Source organism: Mucilaginibacter flavidus (genome assembly GCF_024055575.1).
In the GTDB taxonomy this organism is placed as follows: Bacteria; Bacteroidota; Bacteroidia; order Sphingobacteriales; family Sphingobacteriaceae; genus Mucilaginibacter; species Mucilaginibacter flavidus.
Window position 1 is genome coordinate 290,189 of sequence record NZ_JAMXOE010000003.1, and the last position, 17,782, is coordinate 307,970.

At 43.8% G+C, this 17,782-nt stretch carries 11 protein-coding genes and 1 tRNA gene; 11 read left to right on the forward strand and 1 reads right to left on the reverse strand.

Annotation, left to right across the window (positions count from 1 at the left end; genetic code table 11):
- Window positions 1–139: 139 nt before the first annotated feature.
- Window positions 140–436: a hypothetical protein gene (locus NAF19_RS09135; RefSeq protein WP_252789732.1), complete on the reverse strand. Its 297-nt coding sequence runs from the start codon at window positions 434–436 to the stop codon at window positions 140–142.
- Window positions 437–547: 111 nt separating this feature from the next.
- On the opposite strand from NAF19_RS09135, the gene NAF19_RS09140 reads away from it, so the two are divergent.
- The 11 genes from NAF19_RS09140 to NAF19_RS09190 all read left to right on the forward strand — a co-directional run.
- Complete coding sequence (locus NAF19_RS09140; RefSeq protein ID WP_252789733.1) at window positions 548–1,282, forward strand: ImuA family protein; 735 nt, start codon at window positions 548–550, stop codon at window positions 1,280–1,282.
- A gap of 1 nt (window position 1,283) precedes the next feature.
- Window positions 1,284–2,786 carry a Y-family DNA polymerase gene (locus tag NAF19_RS09145; protein WP_252789734.1) on the forward strand — a complete coding sequence of 501 codons (1,503 nt, stop codon included), beginning with the start codon at window positions 1,284–1,286 and terminating at the stop codon, window positions 2,784–2,786.
- Complete coding sequence (locus NAF19_RS09150) at window positions 2,783–6,010, forward strand: error-prone DNA polymerase (protein ID WP_252789735.1); 3,228 nt, start codon at window positions 2,783–2,785, stop codon at window positions 6,008–6,010. Before NAF19_RS09145 ends, NAF19_RS09150 begins: the two co-directional genes overlap by 4 nt.
- Window positions 6,011–6,370: 360 nt before the next feature.
- Window positions 6,371–6,455 (forward strand) — tRNA-Ser (locus NAF19_RS09155).
- A gap of 251 nt (window positions 6,456–6,706) precedes the next feature.
- Window positions 6,707–7,924, forward strand: coding sequence for a site-specific integrase (locus NAF19_RS09160; protein ID WP_252789736.1), 1,218 nt, complete (start codon window positions 6,707–6,709; stop codon window positions 7,922–7,924).
- A 462-nt stretch (window positions 7,925–8,386) separates the two neighbouring features.
- On the forward strand, window positions 8,387–9,409 hold the full coding sequence (locus NAF19_RS09165; RefSeq protein WP_252789737.1) for a metallophosphoesterase: 1,023 nt from the start codon (window positions 8,387–8,389) through the stop codon (window positions 9,407–9,409).
- 524 nt (window positions 9,410–9,933) lie between these two features.
- Window positions 9,934–10,401: a hypothetical protein gene (locus tag NAF19_RS09170; protein WP_252789738.1), complete on the forward strand. Its 468-nt coding sequence runs from the start codon at window positions 9,934–9,936 to the stop codon at window positions 10,399–10,401.
- 1,226 nt (window positions 10,402–11,627) lie between these two features.
- On the forward strand, window positions 11,628–11,768 hold the full coding sequence (locus tag NAF19_RS09175; protein WP_252789739.1) for a hypothetical protein: 141 nt from the start codon (window positions 11,628–11,630) through the stop codon (window positions 11,766–11,768).
- Window positions 11,769–11,790: 22 nt separating this feature from the next.
- Window positions 11,791–12,501, forward strand: coding sequence for a chemotaxis protein CheB (locus NAF19_RS09180; RefSeq protein ID WP_252789740.1), 711 nt, complete (start codon window positions 11,791–11,793; stop codon window positions 12,499–12,501).
- Window position 12,502: 1 nt separating this feature from the next.
- On the forward strand, window positions 12,503–13,054 hold the full coding sequence (locus tag NAF19_RS09185) for a hypothetical protein (RefSeq protein ID WP_252789741.1): 552 nt from the start codon (window positions 12,503–12,505) through the stop codon (window positions 13,052–13,054).
- 600 nt (window positions 13,055–13,654) lie between these two features.
- On the forward strand, window positions 13,655–17,782 hold a 4,128-nt coding region (locus NAF19_RS09190; protein WP_252789742.1), incomplete at its 3' end, for a cadherin-like beta sandwich domain-containing protein.

Sequence of the window (17,782 nt, forward strand, 5' to 3'; positions counted from 1 at the left end):
ACTAATCCTTTCCTTTATCTATTTTCATTGTAGAGACGGAATATTTTCCGTCTCAGACCGATAACACATAGAACGTTACAATTACCCTGCACGCGGGAGACGCAAAATATTGCGTCTCTATATCGAAATGTTTATAACATCAAATAACCTCCACATAATTAATAATAAACTTTCCCAGCTGTTCCTGCTCGGTTACGGTTAATTCATTGCCGTCGTATATCCAGTAACCTTCGGGGTCAAACAATATCTGGCCCAGGTAATCCGGGTTTTTCTCATCGGGCAGGTGGCGGGTGTTGGCACCATAGGCCACGTATAATTTATAGGTGAGCGCCCTGTTGTCGTCATCTATGTCGGGCACTACGCGCACAATTTCGTCGGGGCCCTGCCTGCGCTTAACCCATGCTTTGGCTTCTTTCAGCAAAAAAGTAGTATTCATAACCTGTTTACTTAAAATGATAAAAACAAAAGTGGAAAATATTTTGTAATAATTTATATAAAATGCTAAAAAAATTAGCATAACTTTACAGTCCGGGAAAATTTAGAGTTCATGGTCGACGCAAAAAAAGATATCATTAGCCAGTTGCAAAAAGATATTTTGCTTTGGGAGGGCTTTAAGCCCCCGCCACCGGGCGCTGCCGGTTTGGCCGGGCTGGGCCCTGTGGAGGGTGCTTTTCCTAATGGCGTATTCCCGGCAGGTGCGGTACATGAGTTTTTAAGTACAGAACCCGAACATGCAGCAGCGGCAGGGGGCTTTATTAATGGTCTGCTGTCGGCATTGATGCAGCAAGGGGGCGCATGTTTGTGGATCAGCCAGTCGCGCACCCTATTTCCGCCGGCACTGAAAACTTTTGGCGTTGAGCCCGACCGGATTATTTTTATCGACCTAAAAAAGGAAAAAGACGTGCTTTGGGCCACCGAAGAAGCCTTGAAATGTGAAGGACTTGCTGCGGTAGTGGCCGAAGTGCGCGAGATAAGTTTTACCGAATCGCGGCGGCTGCAGCTGGCGGTTGAGCAAAGCAGGGTGACGGGTTTTATCCTTCGCGGTGTAACACGTAAGCTAAGTACTACCGCCTGTGTTGCCCGCTGGAAAATTACCCCGTTACCGAGCGAACTGGAGGCCGATATGCCGGGTGTGGGACATCCGCGGTGGAATGTGGAGTTGCTAAAGGTACGCAACGGCAGCCCCGGTGTTTGGAAAATGGAATGGGCGGCAGGGCAGTTTAATATGATTGCCGAACCTGTTGCTGAAGAAATGTTACACGAAGAAAGATGGGCGGGATGATATGCAAAAGCGGTTTGTAACCATATGGTTCAGGCATTTACTTACGGATTGGATGACCATTCGGCAATCTGATTTAAAGGATATACCCTTTGTTTTTGCAGTGCCTGACCATGGCAGGCTGATAATTACCGCAGCCAATACGCCAGCCGAGGCCCAGGGTATAACCGCCGGAATGGTAGCGGCAGATGCCAAGGCCATTGTGCCAGGATTAAAGGTGATAGATGACATCCCCGGGCAAAATCTTAAACTGCTGAAAGCACTTGGGCTGTGGTGCATCCGCTACAGTCCCATTATAGCAATCGACCAACCCGATGGATTAATTATGGATGTAAGCGGTTGCACACATCTTTGGGGGGGCGAACGGGGTTATATAAAAGAAGTTGTTAACCGTTTACGGGGCAAAGGGTATGATGTTCGGGCAGCCATTGCCGATACCATCGGTACAGCCTGGGCCATAGCCCGCTTTGGGCAGGTAACGCCTGTTATTGAGCCAGGCGGGCACACAAACGCACTGCTACCCTTGCCACCCGCAGGGCTTAGATTGGAGCCGGTTGTTTTGGAACGGCTGCATAAACTGGGATTAATTACCATCCGGAGCTTTATCAGCATGCCGCGTTCAGTTTTACGCCGCCGTTTTGGTGAGGGATTGCTGCTGAGGCTTGCGCAGGCACTGGGGCAGGAGGATGAAGTGATAATCCCCCTGTTGCCTGTTCAACCGTATGAAGAGCGATTGCCTTGTTTAGAACCTATCTGTACCGCTGTCGGGATTGAAATTGCCATACAGCGATTGTTAGAAACGCTTTGCAAGCGCCTGCAGCAGGAAGGCAAAGGCCTGCGTACGGCCATATTAAAAGGCTACCGGGTTGATGGGAAACTGGAGCAGGTACAAATAGGCACTAACCGCGCCACTTATAATAGCAGCCACCTTTTTAAACTTTTCGAATTGCAAATCGCTAAGATAGAACCCGCCCTGGGCATCGAGCTTTTTACATTGACCGCCCCAAAGGTGGAAGATGTTTCCCCCTTGCAAGAAGCTTTGTGGGCAGGTAAGCCTGGACTGGATGATTTGGGCGTAGCCGAGTTGTTAGACAGGCTGGCCGGGAAAATAGGGCAGGGAGCCATTCACCGCTACCTGCCCGATGAGCATTACTGGCCTGAGCGGTCGGTTAAGGTTGCGGGTTCCATCCGAGAGCGGCCATCCATTGATTGGCGTACCGACAAACCCCGCCCTGTACAGCTGCTAAACAAGCCCGAGCCAATAGAAGTAAGCGCGCCGATACCCGATTACCCGCCCATGCTGTTTATTTATAAAGGCAAGCGACACCAAATTAAAAAAGCCGATGGCCCCGAACGCATAGAGCGTGAATGGTGGCTGGATGCCGGGCAGCACCGCGATTATTATAACGTAGAGGATGAGGAGGGGCAAAGGTACTGGCTGTTTCGTTCCGGGCACTATGGGGGCAGCCAGGGTAATCAATGGTTTATACATGGTTTTTTTGCATGAGCTACACGGAACTACAGGTAACAACCAATTTTAGCTTCCTGCGGGGGGCGTCGCACCCGGACGAGATGGTGGAGCAGGCGGCCGCTTATGGCTACACCGCTATTGCAGTGACCGACCGTAACAGCTTTGCCGGTATTGTGCGCGCCCATGCCGCTACCCGGCAAACCAACATGCGTATTATACCCGCCTGCCGCCTTGATTTGCTCGATGGTCCCAGTTTGCTTGCTTATCCAACAGATAAAGATGCTTACAGCCTGCTTTCGGGCTTGCTTACCAAAGGCAATTTGCGGGCCGAAAAAGGGGATTGCCATTTATATAAAAATGATGTTTATGAACATAGCAAGGGTTTAAAGTTTATAGCTATTCCCCCGGCTGAGCTTACACCTTCATTTGAGTTTGAGCTGTCCTTTCAGCAAACTTTAAAAGAATACCGCGAGGCTTTGGGCGATGGGCTTTACCTGGCTGCCACCCGTTCCTATTATGGCGATGATGGTAAACGGCTTTACCGGCTTTCGCAGTTATCAACAAAACTCAATATGCCATTGGTTGCCACTAACGATGTGCATTACCACGAGCCGGCCCGGCGCGAACTACAGGATATATTAACCTGTGTGCGCGAAAAATGCACCATTCATAATGCGGGTTTCCGCCTGCATCAAAATGCGGAAAGGTACCTGAAACCTATTGACGAGATGGTGCGCCTGTTTCGCCAGTACCCGGATTCCATCCGCCAAACACAGGAAATTGCTGAGGCCTGCCAGTTTTCACTGGATAGTTTAAAATATGTTTACCCTGAGGAATTAACTACTGATGGCCGCACTCCTATGGAAGAGCTTACCTTTTTAACCTGGGAAGGTGCTAACGAGCGATACAGAGGCAATGTTCCTGAAAAAGTGATTAAACAGGTTAAAACAGAGTTGGAATTTATGGAAAGAAAGGATTTGGCCAACTATTTCCTTACCGTTCATGATTTTGTACGCTACGCCCGCAGCAAGGATATTTTATGCCAGGGCAGGGGCTCGGCGGCTAATTCGGTGGTTTGCTATTGTTTGGGAATAACCTCGGTCGACCCTACAAAATTCAACCTGTTGTTTGCCAGGTTTATGTCGGATGCCCGCGATGAACCACCTGATATTGACGTGGACTTTGAGCATGAACGCCGCGAGGAAGTTATCCAGTATATTTATGAAAAGTACGGCCGCGACCGTGCCGCCATTGTGGCCACTGTTACCCAGCAGCGGCAAAAATGCGCCATTCGCGATGTGGGGAAGGCGATGGGATTGTCGGTTGATACCATTAATCGCTTGTCTGGTTCCATCTGGCATTATTCGGAGGAATGGTTTGAAGGAAAGCTGTTGGCTGAGCAGGGGCTTAGTGAGGATGACGCCCATTTGAAAAAGGTGCTGGAACTTACCAAACAAATGCTGGGTTTCCCCCGCCAATTAGGGCAACATACAGGTGGCTTTGTTATTACGCAGGGAAAACTATCAGACCTGTGCCCCATTATGAATGCCCGTATGGAAGACCGCACCTGCATTGAATGGAACAAGGATGATATTGATGCGCTTGGCTTTTTAAAGGTTGATGTGCTGGCGCTTGGCATGCTTACCTGCATCCGCAAGGCGTTCGATCTAGTTAAACAACATTACGGCATTAATCTTACGCTGGCAAATGTTCCACAGGACGATCCCGATGTTTACGAAATGATTTGCCATGCCGATACGTTGGGCGTTTTCCAGATCGAAAGCCGTGCACAGATGTCGATGTTGCCCCGCTTGAAACCGAGGTGTTTTTATGATTTGGTTATAGAGGTTGCTATTGTACGGCCCGGCCCCATACAGGGCGATATGGTGCATCCTTACCTGCGCCGCCGTAACGGCGAAGATCCGATTGAATATCCATCCGAGGAACTGGAGAAAATATTGGGCAGAACACTTGGGGTGCCGCTGTTCCAGGAGCAGGCTATGGAAATTGCCATAGTGGCCGCGGGCTTTACAGCAGCCGAAGCCGATGGCCTGCGCCGTAGTATGGCTACCTTTAAGGCAAAAGGCTTGGTGAGCCAGTATAAAAGAAATCTGGTCGACGGTATGGTTGCCAAAGGCTATAAAGAAGATTTTGCGCAGCGCGTATTTAAACAATTGGAAGGCTTTGGCAGCTATGGCTTTCCCGAGAGCCACGCCGCCAGCTTTGCGCTGCTGGTTTATATTTCTTCGTGGATAAAATGTTATTACCCCGATGTATTTGCTACGGCCCTGCTTAACAGCCTGCCCATGGGCTTTTACCAGCCGGCACAAATAGTCATCGATGCCCGCAAACATGGCGTGGAGATGCGGGCGGTGGATGTAAATGAATCTGTTTGGGATAATAAAATGGAAGAAAAAGCGGGCAAGTACCACGCTGTCCGCCTCGGTTTCAGGCACATAAAAGGCCTGCGCGAGGAAGATGTACAGGAGCTTTTAACCGCGCGCGTAACAAATTACACCAGCGTCCATGCCCTGCGCGACGCCGGTGTGCCCCACGCGGCATTGGAAAGACTGGCTGATGCCGATGCCTTCCGCTCGCTGGGTCTCGACCGCAGACAGGCTTTGTGGGAAGTATCAGCCCTGCACGACAGGCCAATTGCGTTATTTGAGGGCCAGCCATCAGCCAGCGCCGCCGAGATACAGGTAACACTGCCTTTAATGAGTCCATCCGAACACGTGGTGCAGGATTATGCCTCAACCTCCTTATCCTTAAAAGCCCACCCTGTTAGTTTTGTGCGCGAAAAATTGCGGATGCTGCATATTAAATCAACCGAAGAGTTAATGGGTGTGAAAGATGGTGAACCTGTAAAAGTTGCCGGCCTGGTTACTGTGCGCCAAAGGCCGGGCACAGCCAAAGGTATTTGCTTTGTAACCATTGAGGACGAAACCGGCTTCAGCAACCTGGTGGTGTTTGAAAAACTGTTCGAAAAATACCGTAAGGAGGTACTGCAGGCCCGGCTTTTAATGGTGGATGGCAAACTGCAGCGCGAGGGCGAAGTGGTACACGTTATTGTAAAACGTTGTTACGATTTGTCGAAACTGTTACGCGGGCTTACAGTAGCCGATAAAGAAGATTTGCCCGTGCTTACCCTATCCCGCGCCGATGAAAAAACCAATCCCTTTCCGGCAGAGAACAAGCGGATAACCTTGCATGAAATTTCGCAAAAAGACGTGTATCCGGCGGCGAGAGATTTTAAGTGATATTGGCTTTTAAACTGTTGTTATGTATTTTAGCATTATATCAGTAACCAAATTTAACCCGTGAAAGTCCTAATCTTCGGTCCATCAGGTTCCGGTAAAACTTATACTAATATTCCGGATAGTCAATAAGCATAAATCCACATTTTTAAACGGCATATTTAATAAATCGAACTAAAAAAAGAAGGTTAAACACACGTTTTTAAGCGTTTTTTAACAAGTGTTAGTTGCGTTATTTTTAAAAAAATCATTTAAAGGGGCTTCAAATAGTATTCAAATATCAATAAATCAGACTGTTATAAATAATTAAAAAATCTCAAAATCAGGTTTGCCAATTGCCCCCGGTTTTGTACTTTTGACCCCGGAGAGCTGGCAGAGTGGTCGATTGCGGCAGTCTTGAAAACTGTTGACTGTAACAGGTCCTGGGGTTCGAATCCCTAGCTCTCCGCAAGATTCAATAACAAAGTACATTAAAAGCCTGCAAATCAAGTGATTGCAGGCTTTTCTTTTGGGGCTAAAAGTCCTTTTTACCCGCTAGTTCGCATATAAACAGTGCGTTATCCGGTGAGTGAATTTTCTGAAATACTTACTCACCAATTTCACCTATCATTTTGATTGTCAACCTGTTCAAAAGTTGAACATCTTGTACAAGCCTGATTGCAAGCTTAATTTTGTTTCACTTTTTAATGTCAAAACATTATGAAAACTAACTTCAGCTTGCTTTTTTATTTAAAGAAGCCAAAAAATTATCAAAACGGCAATGTGCCTATTTATTTGCGGATTACTATTGACGGAAAACGGGCAGAAACCAGTACAGGCCGGGAGTGCGAGCCTGCTCTATGGAACAGTGCTGCAGGACGGTTCAAAGGAACTAAAGAAGAAATCAAATCCTTTAACGCTTACCTCGATAACCTGCAGACCAAGGTTTACGCAGCACACGGCCAATTGACCGAAACTGGCGGTGCAATTACTGCCGAAAGTTTAAAAAACAAATTATTAGGCAAGAGCGAAAAATGCCGGATGCTTATGAGCTTGTTTAAAGACCATAATGAAAAGATTTCGGCTTTGGTTGGCAGAGATTATGCATCCGGGACATTGGAACGCTACAAAACGTCCTTAAAGCATACCCGCAGCTTTTTAGAATGGCAATACAAAGTTTCGGATATCGATATAAAACTGATTGACCATAACTTTATAACTAACTATGAATTTTACCTGCGGTCTGAACGTAAGTGTGCTAATAATTCAGCCGTCAAGTACATCAAAAATTTTAAAAAAATCATCCGGATTTGTTTAGCCAGCGGATGGTTAAATAAAGACCCATTTATCAACTATAAGGCGAAAGTTAAACAAGTTGACCGGATATTCTTAAATCGGGAAGAATTACAGGCTATGGCAGATAAAGTATTTCCAACCGAGCGGCTTAACCAGGTGAGGGATATTTTTCTTTTTTGTTGCTTTACAGGATTGGCATATGCCGATGTGAAAAAATTAAAACCCACTGAGATTGTAAAAGGTCTTGACGGGGAAATGTGGATATATACCAAGCGAAAAAAAACAGACACACCAAGCCGTATTCCTTTACTGCCATCTGCACTAAGTTTGCTAAACAAATACGCAGACCATCCCCTTTGCTGCAATACAGATAAAGCCCTGCCAGTATCTACCAATCAAAAAATGAATGCCTACCTGAAAGAGATTGCGGATGTTTGCGGCATCAATAAAATACTTACTTTTCATATCGCCCGGCATACATTCGCCACCACTGTAACGCTATCAAATGGTGTTCCTATTGAAAGCGTATCAAAAATGTTAGGCCACACCAATATCAAAACTACCCAGCACTATGCGAAGATTCTGGATTTGAAAGTGGGGCAGGATATGGCATTGCTTAGGCAAAAGTTTGTTATTAACTGATTGCCAAAGTAAAGCCGCTTCGTTTTAAGTTCCTCATTCACCGCTACAGCGAAGATAGCCCACGCCGGGATAAAAAGTAAAGGGTATATAAACGGACAGATGTGTTTTGTTTTTTATTGGCTTGTCCGCCCTTGACATTTTACCCGGCTTTGCGCTGTTGGTTGCTAAACGGATGAATAAGGACTGGTTTGTTCAATATCATTAGCGGATCTATCCGGTGTATTATTGCGTGGCGGATAGCCTAATTTTTAATGTCTAATCGCGAAAGCGGAGGGAGCAAGCGGAAGTTGGGCAGAGCCCTACTTTGCTTGCCCTACGCTTCGCTACGGGGGGTTGGAGTATACTCAAAGTATACTTTGCCCCCTTAACGATAGTGTAAAGGCCGTTTTTGCCATGGTAGCGAGTATACTATGCTTACAAAAATAAATGTAATTTTGGACAATTGCCTTTAGTCAGAATTATATGGAGAGAACATTTGTAATAGGAGATATACATGGTTGTTATGATGAACTTATAGAACTCACCAAAAAAATCGGGCTTAATGACGAAGATATGCTTGTATCTGTTGGCGATATTGTTGACCGAGGAAACAAATCAAAAGATGTATACGAATACTTTATTGGGCGACCAAATTCTAAAGTCATCGTTGGAAACCATGAAAGGAAACACATGAATGGTGTTTTAAGTTATGCTCAAGAAATTGTAAAAGTTCAGTTTGGCAAAGACTATGAATCTTTTTTAAGCTGGCTGAGTACACTTGATTATTCCTATGAACTCAGTGAAGCAATAATCGTTCATGCCGCTTTTGAACATGATAAATCATTAAAAGATCAGAAAGATGAAGTTCTTAGTGGATCAACATCCGGAGAGCGCTACTTAGAAAAAAAGTTCGAACCGGAAACATATTGGAATGACTACTATAAAGGTGAGAAACCCATTATTTATGGACATCATGTGGTAGGTGAATTTCCAATGATAAAAAACAATACTTATGGAATAGACACCGGATCGTGTCATGGAGGGTTTCTAACTGCAATTGAATTACCCGGTTTTATAATTCACCAAGTAAAATCTAAAGAAGATTATTGGAAAAGTGAACAAAAAGTCTGGCAAACTACTGTTTTGAAATCAAAGGATTGGCACAATATGGATTTTACAAATATTAAGAAACAATTAGAAAAACTTTCGTTCGTAGAAGACATAGACGCAAGAACATTTTTAAACCGTATCGAAAACTGGACTATAAAACTCGAAAACTTACTTACACCAATAAAAGATAAATTAGATTCATTTACAAAGGATTTAATAAATAAACACAAGGAAGAATTTAGTGTAGAAGCAAGTAAATTCGATTTTAAAACATTCATTTTTAAGAGCAAGTCAAACAATTTAAAGGTGGATGACATTAAAAAAAGCCTTAATACTCCTCAAAAAATATTCAACATTGCAAAAGAATTAAATATAGAAGACTTGCCTACTCTATAAACGTAAGCTAAATTGGATATTAAATTTTCCATTGCAACCATCGGGAGCAATGGCAAGTTTGCCCCGAGCCGAAGGCATCGGGGTAGTTTTTGTGGTAACAAAAACACAAACTTGCTACTTATCTGCGGACTACTTTATAAAACGGGCATAGTCGTTCGGGTGATCTTCTGTTAAGCAACAAAAAGCGGAAGAAGGCAGGACTGTCAAGGGAACGTGGTATAAATGGCCATGTGCGTGAAAGGCTTGCGGGTTTATGCCGCGAAAGCCCTTTACTGTCCTGGCTTCGCGGGCTACCTTTGCTGTTACAGATGATCCGCATAAAAAGCTGCAAATTATCTGTTTTACAAATCCATAATTATTTCGCTTTAAGAAGCCCCGAAGAAATGGAATTTTTTATATGCCTGTTTCTGACAGTATTTTACTTCCCTAATAGTCATTCCAAAATTAGTATGTAAAAAAATGCTATTTTAGCAAAGTATAAACAGCCTACCTTATACAAAAAATGCCTTGTCAATTAATTCGTCATGAAAACGCAGAAAATTATCGTCATCACCTCTCTCGGCTTAATTGGAGGATTTTTTATCTTTTTGGGAGTGTCGAAATATATAGATTTTCGTTGTGCGAATAGCTTCGGACCAGAATTTAATAAAAAACGTAAGGAGCTGCATATTCCAATAATTCCTCCAGTATGGAAAGTTTATTTTAGCGATGAAAATGCAACAGCATGGCAGGCCTCTAAGGTAAGTAGAGGTCACGGTTTCAAAGTTGTCATATATAATGGTTGTGATTTAGATGGCGAGGAGGACCATTACTATTTTAGTTCGAAGAAAATACAGGATACAGTACTTACAGCGTACTACAAATACGTTAATAGATATCGCAACAAAGACTCAACAGTATTTATTTTTCAAATAGGTCATCATGCGGATACAATCACCAGTAAAAAGGCCGACAGTATTTTTGTGGCAAATAAAATAAGTAAAGATTTCTGATGCAATCTAATTAAGCAGTTTAGCCTTTTAAATTCATTTTTTTAGGTCGAATTGCTTGACCTTAATCTAATTTAATTTTCAACCCCTTTATTTTATAAATTTGTCTATATTTATACGTAAGATTTGCAATTAATCTGTACAAAAAAAGTGGTGAGTATTTCGGTGAGTAAGAAATAAAATCCGCATAACATATTGAATATCAAAACGGTTTGAGAGGGAAATAAATCCCTAGCTCTCCGCCAAGTAAATCAATTAAGGCTCTTTACGGATAGTATGGGGCTTTTTTGTTGTTATGTTGAAAAAAGGGTGCAAAAAAGGGTGCAATTTTAATAGTATTTTCAGTTGATTCTTTGCTTAGAATCTATTGCAGGTGAATTGCAAAATAAAACCTAAAGAACGAATAATTATATAGGGCCGCTTTTCATTTAAGTATTCGTTCTATACTTCATAAATCATTACCATCGCCAGTGTATCAAGTTCACAGTATCTTAACAGAGCGTCCCTATATCGTGATGTCGCTAGTTGGTCTATTTCTGTGAATTGCATTTTTGCGTACACCATCATTGCAGCGCCCCCATCAGTAGCTCTTCTTCGCCATCTGCACATAGCTCGTCAAGCTTTTCGTTATCAATGCCTTCAAAGATAGTAGGTAGAGTTTTGTATGGGCCGGTATAGTTTCCTGATCCATCTGGGACCAGCCAGGTATGGTTTGTCAGATTCAGGCTTGGATATTCTTCGGTTTCATAAACAGCTTTGAATATTTACCTTGCAAATAGCTTGAAGCCAGAATCACAGCGGGGAGAACATTCTTAATCGAGTTCGAACACTTTATCGATAAATGATAAAATCCGCCAATAACCAGTTGGTAAAGATCTATCATAGTTACTTAACGGTCGAGCATTGGCGGGTTGCCAGTTTTATTATTGCAAGGAGGTTACCGTAAATTTTTAATGTCCAATTGTGGCAGCGGGGGGAGCAAGCAGGAATTGGGCAGAGCCCTACTTTGCTTGCCCTACTCTTCGTTACGGGGGTTTTGAGTATACCCAAAGTATACTTTGCCCCCTCACGATAGTTTAAAGTCCGTTTTTAGTATACTTGTGGGTATACTTTGCGTGGAAGGTGACATAGTTATAACAGAAAACCTTTGATATTCTAAGTCGGAATCTTCCAGTAAAAGGTTGAGCAAAAAGTTTAATTTTGAAATTGCATAAATCACAATAGTCAATATGAAAAAAACAGCTCTAACAATTTTAATTTTAATTTCAGCGACAATCGCTTCATTTTCACAACCTAAAAAAGCAGCAGTCATTTTGGTAAGCGATAGAAAAAGAAGATCGGTAAAAATGCTTCTGAGGGTGAAAAATTAATTAAACAAAATAAAGGTGAATAATGAAAAAAAAAGGTGTATCTTCCGTAAATATGGGAGCATTACATCCTAACCTTATTGTTGGAATTGGGGGCTCAGCCGGAGCGCTTAACGCATATAAGGCACTTTTGGATGCCTTGCCGTCAAAGACAGGTATGGCCTTTGTCATTATTTCTCACATGAACCCCACCGCCATTAGTCAGTTAGTTGAAATTCTTTCGCGCCATACCAAAATGGCTGTAAGAGTGGCTGCTGAGGCGATGCTAATCCAGGCAAATTGCGTTTATGTGATTCCCCCTGACGCAGACCTTTTAATGGAAAATTATACCTTCAAAGTCATCTCCCCACGCTCTGGCAGGAACAAACAGATGGATTTATTTTTTACATCTTTGGCAGAGGCAATGGGCGATCGTGCGATTGGTATTGTACTTTCCGGATATGATGGTGATGGCACAAAGGGATGCAAGCAAATCAAGGCAAACGGAGGAAAAACCTTTGCTCAGGATATGTCTGCCGAAGTAAATTTTATGCCACTCAGTGCCCAGAATTCAGGTAATGTAGATTTCGTTATACCCCTCGACAAAATACCAGATAAATTAAAAAGTTTGGCAGCTGCGCTTAAAACCCAGAAACGAAGTCGCAAGGAAGCCACTGATTATCGGGTTGTAGCCATTTCAGGGGTGGATAATCGGCGGGGGGCGAGCTTTAAATGCCTGAAAACTTTAATTTTATAACATGCGAAAGTTACTGTATGCCTTTTTTTTGATTAGCACAGCTTTTGTAATTTCTTCGTGGATATGTGCAAAGGCACATAAAAAAGGAAAGCATAAATTTCTGGTTACCGGGTCAATTATGCAAACGGTGGGCTATTGCGGCGGGGCGCGGCCAACCCAGCAAATACTTGATAGTTGCAATAAGCCCCGCGGAATCCGCTTCGCGAAACTTTTTGTAAGATCCGGCCGGGTTAATATTGAGGGGGCGCCGATAATTAAAACGATAGATGCTGATGAAAAAGGTAATTTTAAGGTTTCCCTCCCTGCCGGAAGTTATTGTTTGGTGGAAGAATGGAAGTCCGGGCCCTTTAAACTTCCGTTAAATGATTCCCGGCATACTGTAGATTCCGCATGCTACAGGAACTTATACAATACCTGCGATTTTGAATTAAAGGTAACCAACGAAAACATCCATAATTTAAAAATTACTTTTCACCGCGCCTGTTTTTATAAGCAACCCTGTATTTCCTATAGTGGCCGCTTACCTTCTGTAGCCGCTCCTCGCAAACACTAATTTTGACTGAAAGTTTGCTTATTTTAATATAGCGGTCGTCAAAAATACTGTTGATTATTTATTTTTATGCGGGCCTGTTCATAGGACCGGTTTCAGAAGAATTTTAACCTGTAGTCAACTGCGGGAGTTAAGCTAAACACAGCCATTCTGTTATTAATGCGAACCAAGAATGAAGATTCAATAAAACAGCTTTAAGCGTAAGAAAATCCGATAAAAGAAAATATCTCAGTTGAATGTTTTGGCCCTGTACCATAAATGTGCAGATTTTCGGGCTTTTTGAGCAGTACTAAGATTTATCCGTAAATTAACCTGCAATACTCCAGAAGATATGTTGTTTATATAGATTTAAAAAAAATTAATCAATATGACATTCGTGTCTCCTTTTATGTCTCTATGTAACTTGCAATTAACTATTTATATCAACACCCTGCAAAATAAAACACAATTAAAAGTATTTTTTATATAATAAAAATACTTTTATATTTGAGATTAATATTATTATAAATTATTATACGGTTGATTATCAGGCGTTTTTTAACTTATTACACAACCAAAAACTTTTATTAATCCGAGTACTCCTTTCGTTAACAATCTTCGAATATGAAAAAAAAATTACCCCACAACAAAACGTTGTTTTGTATTAGCCGGATTGCAGCGATTGCTTTTTTGCTTTTAAGTACATTTTTCGCAACAGCCCAAACCCATAAAAATGTAAAATGGTCGGATCTGTCAAAAAACCGAAACGCAACATTTTATGATGTGAAACATGATTTTGAGAGCAAGTGGAAGGGTAAGTTAAAAGAAATGGCGCGTGAAAAGCGCAAACTAGTCGGCCAGCCTAAGAAGGAAGAAAAAGAAGCCCTTGGCTACGATATCTACAAAAGATGGGAAAACTTCATGGCCCCGAGGGTATATCCAAGCGGCGATTTGACGTTACCTTCAACAAACTATCAAAATTTTACAACCTGGGAAAAAAACATTTTAACAAATCCGGCAACTACCGCACCTGCAACTACCGTAAGCAGCGGTAACTGGATATCATTGGGGCCTACAAGTACCTACTCGGGAGCTATATCAGGTGTCGGGAGAGTAAACTTTGTAAGATTTCTACCGGGAAATTCAAACACGATGTTTATAGGTTCGCCCGATGGCGGACTATGGAAATCGACAGATGCTGGCACCACCTGGACAACGAACACCGATTTTTTAACTATAATCGGATGCTCGGACCTGGTTATTGATCCCACCAATACCAATTATATGTACCTGGCTACCGGCGACCTGGAAGGAGACCGAAGTTCTATTGGCGTTTTGAAATCAACTGATGGCGGTACTACATGGAATGCAACAGCGCTCGCCTTTTTGCCGTCTGGCAGAGTTACAATTTCCAAGCTCCTGATGGATCCTGCAAATCCGCTTATCCAGCTTGTTTCTACCAGTACCGGGGTGTACAGAACTACCGATGGCTGGGCAACGGTTACACAAACCGAAATCGGTGACGCTTTTAAAGACATGAAATTTAAACCGGGCGATCCAAATACGGTTTATGTTTCAGGTACTATTTTCTCGAAATCCACCGATAACGGAGTTACATGGACACAGATAACCTCGGGATTGCCATTATCAACTAACATATCACGTATCTCGTTAGCGGTTACGCCGGGTAACACGGGCTATGTTTATGCTTTAATCGGCAAGGCTTCTGATCAGTCGCTTCTTGGCGTGTATCGTTCAACCAACAGCGGCGCCTCTTTTTCACTCCGTTCTTCAAGCCCTAATATTTTAGGTAACGAAGCTGATGGATCAGATCTTACTTACGGCCAGGCATTTTATGATCTGGCAATCGTCGTGTCGCCCACTAACGCCGAACTGGTAACTATTGGCGGTGTTAATCATTGGCAATCTGCGAATGGCGGAATCGCCTGGACAAATAAAACTAATGATGGACCTGGTGTATGGGGCCTCATGCATTCCGATGTACACGACCTTCAATATTTGCCCGGCAGTGGTACCACTATATTTTCCTGCAATGACGGTGGAATATATAAATCCACTGATAATGCAACCACATGGACTGACATAAACCATAACCTATCTATTGCACAGGTAGAAGCAATTGGGCTTTCGGCTAATGTTGCCACTACCATGGTTGACGGCGAGCAGGATAACAGTACTAACCTGAAAACCGGTTCGACATGGAAACAAATTTTAGGCGGCGACGGAGGGCAATGCTTTATAGACTATACCAACAACAACACGATATATGCGCAGTATATACAGGGTGATTTTGAGCGTTCGGACGACGGCGGCGTTACATTTAACCCCATTCAAACAGGGCTGCCGCGAACCGGGGGTGGAGGCGCATTTGATTTCTACAGCACCTGGCATGAGGATCCGGTTACCGCCGCCAAACTGTATGTGGCAGGTACACCAACATTATACGGATCTGCTAACAAAGGAGACAGCTGGACAGCCCTGGGAACCCCTCCGGGTACGGGGTCCATTACTGAATTCGTCATTGCGCCAAGCAATCCCGCAATAATTTATGCCGTAAAGCAGGATGCTGTTTCGAAATCAACCAATTCGGGTGTTTCTTTCACAAATATAACCGGGACATTACCAACTACTGCGGCGTTTTCGAATGTTACCGTTTCAAATACCAACCCCGATATAGTTTGGGTAACCTATTCGGGATATAGCGCGGCAAATAAAGTATATAAATCCATTAACGGAGGGGGTGCCTGGACAAATATATCAACTGGCCTGCCTAATTTACCGATGAACACCATTATCCATGATAACGGCAGCTCAAATGATGCCTTGTATCTTGGCGCGGATGTTGGCGTATATTATTTTGACAATACTTTATCCTCCTGGAAACCGTTTATGACCAGTTTGCCAAAAAACGCGGTTAGGGATTTAAAAATATATTATCCAACAGGTAAAATCAGGGCGGCTACTTTTGGAAGAGGTGTTTGGGAAAGCGATTTATACGGAGTGTCGGCCTTGTCAAACGATGCTACCCTCGCTAAACTAACTATTAGCAGCGGCACCCTAACGCCGGTTTTTGCAATGGCTACAACCAGCTATACTGCCTCTGTAAGTAATGCGACAACTTCTATAACAGTTACCCCAACAACCAATTATGCAACCGCTACGGTAAAAGTGAATGGCATCACGGTAACATCGGGGTCCGCCTCATCAGCAATTGCTTTGGCGGTTGGCCCAAACACAATCAACATAGTTGTAACCGCTCAGGACGGAACAACAACAAAAACGTATACACTGGTAGTTGGCCGTTCATCGGCATTGCCGATTTTCAGCTATACCAATCCGCAAAGCTACACCACAGTTATTGCAATCCCTCCCCTTAGTCCGGCCAGTACAGGCGGTGCTGTAGCTCCGTTTGGCTACAATTCAATCACAGTTACAATAGGCTCCGGCTTCAACCAGCCATATGGCGTTGCCGTGGATGCCGCTGGCAATATTTATGTTGCCGACTATGTTAACGATGCGGTAAAGAAGATTCCTGTTGGCGGCGGGGCACCGGTGGTCATTGGTTCCGGGTTTAAAACTCCGGCCAGCGTAGCTGTTGATGCCGCTGGAAATGTATTTGTTGCCGATGCAGGCAACAATGCCATAAAAAAAATTCCCGTTGGCGGGGGCGCTGTGGTTAGCCTTGGTTCGGGCTTTAACCAGCCAAACGGTGTGGCGGTAGATGCTGCAGGCAATGTGTATGTAGGTGATTATGGCAATAACCTGGTAAAGAAGATTCCTGTTGGCGGAGGCGCTCCGGTTGCCTTAGGTTCCGGGTTTAGTTATCCGGCTGGCGTTGCCGTGGATGCCACCGGAAATGTATTTGTTGCCGATGGTGGAAATGGCGCAGTTAAGAAGATACCTGCTGGTGGCGGCGCCCCGGTAACCCTCTATTCCGGCACAGGCTTTCCCACCGGGGTTGCCGTTGATGCATCGGGAAATGTCTATGTTGCCGACCAAAACAACAATGCTGTAATACTGATCATGGCAGCCGGGGGAAATCCCGTTGTTATTGGATCGGGTTTCTCATACCCCGTTGGCGTAGTGGTTGATGGAGCAGGCAAGGTATATGTGGGTGATTCGGGCAACAACGCTGTTAAAGTAATTAAACCCGTTGGCGGTTATTGTATAACTCCTTTCCTGCCCGTAGGCTTAAAATTTTCTAATAGTACGGGTGTTTTAAGCGGAACGCCAACCTCTGTGAGCCCTGCTGTAAATTATACCATTACAGCTTACAATGCGGTTGGAAGCGGGCAGGCAACATTGAATATCAATGTAGCTGGTAACGTGAATCTTGCCGGCCTTACCATCAGCAGCGGTACATTAACGCCTGCTTTTGGATCAGGAACAATCAATTATACGGCATCAGTTGCCAATACCATCACGAGCATTATAGCAACCCCAACTACAAGCGACCCGAAAGCGACAGTAACTGTAAATAATATAGCTGTGGCGTCGGGCAAGGCATCGGGGAGTATTGCTTTAGTTGTAGGCCAAAATACCATCACTACCAAAGTGACCGCCCAGGATGGCGTCACCACTAAAACTTACACGGTAACGGTAACCCGGTCGGCATCAAACAATGCGTTATTAACCCAGCTAAAGGTAATCCCCGTTACAACGCTGACGATAGTAAGTGGACCCGACTATGTGGATTATACAGCAACGGTACCAAATACCATATCGAGTGTT

What these genes read in the sequence shown, in the direction of transcription:
- NAF19_RS09135 (WP_252789732.1), bottom strand. Translation starts at nt 436, where the DNA reads ATGAATACTACTTTTTTGCTGAAAGAAGCCAAAGCATGGGTTAAGCGC.
- NAF19_RS09140 (WP_252789733.1), top strand. Translation starts at nt 548, where the DNA reads ATGGTCGACGCAAAAAAAGATATCATTAGCCAGTTGCAAAAAGATATT.
- NAF19_RS09145 (WP_252789734.1), top strand. Translation starts at nt 1,284, where the DNA reads ATGCAAAAGCGGTTTGTAACCATATGGTTCAGGCATTTACTTACGGAT.
- NAF19_RS09150 (WP_252789735.1), top strand. Translation starts at nt 2,783, where the DNA reads ATGAGCTACACGGAACTACAGGTAACAACCAATTTTAGCTTCCTGCGG.
- NAF19_RS09160 (WP_252789736.1), top strand. Translation starts at nt 6,707, where the DNA reads ATGAAAACTAACTTCAGCTTGCTTTTTTATTTAAAGAAGCCAAAAAAT.
- NAF19_RS09165 (WP_252789737.1), top strand. Translation starts at nt 8,387, where the DNA reads ATGGAGAGAACATTTGTAATAGGAGATATACATGGTTGTTATGATGAA.
- NAF19_RS09170 (WP_252789738.1), top strand. Translation starts at nt 9,934, where the DNA reads ATGAAAACGCAGAAAATTATCGTCATCACCTCTCTCGGCTTAATTGGA.
- NAF19_RS09175 (WP_252789739.1), top strand. Translation starts at nt 11,628, where the DNA reads ATGAAAAAAACAGCTCTAACAATTTTAATTTTAATTTCAGCGACAATC.
- NAF19_RS09180 (WP_252789740.1), top strand. Translation starts at nt 11,791, where the DNA reads ATGAAAAAAAAAGGTGTATCTTCCGTAAATATGGGAGCATTACATCCT.
- NAF19_RS09185 (WP_252789741.1), top strand. Translation starts at nt 12,503, where the DNA reads ATGCGAAAGTTACTGTATGCCTTTTTTTTGATTAGCACAGCTTTTGTA.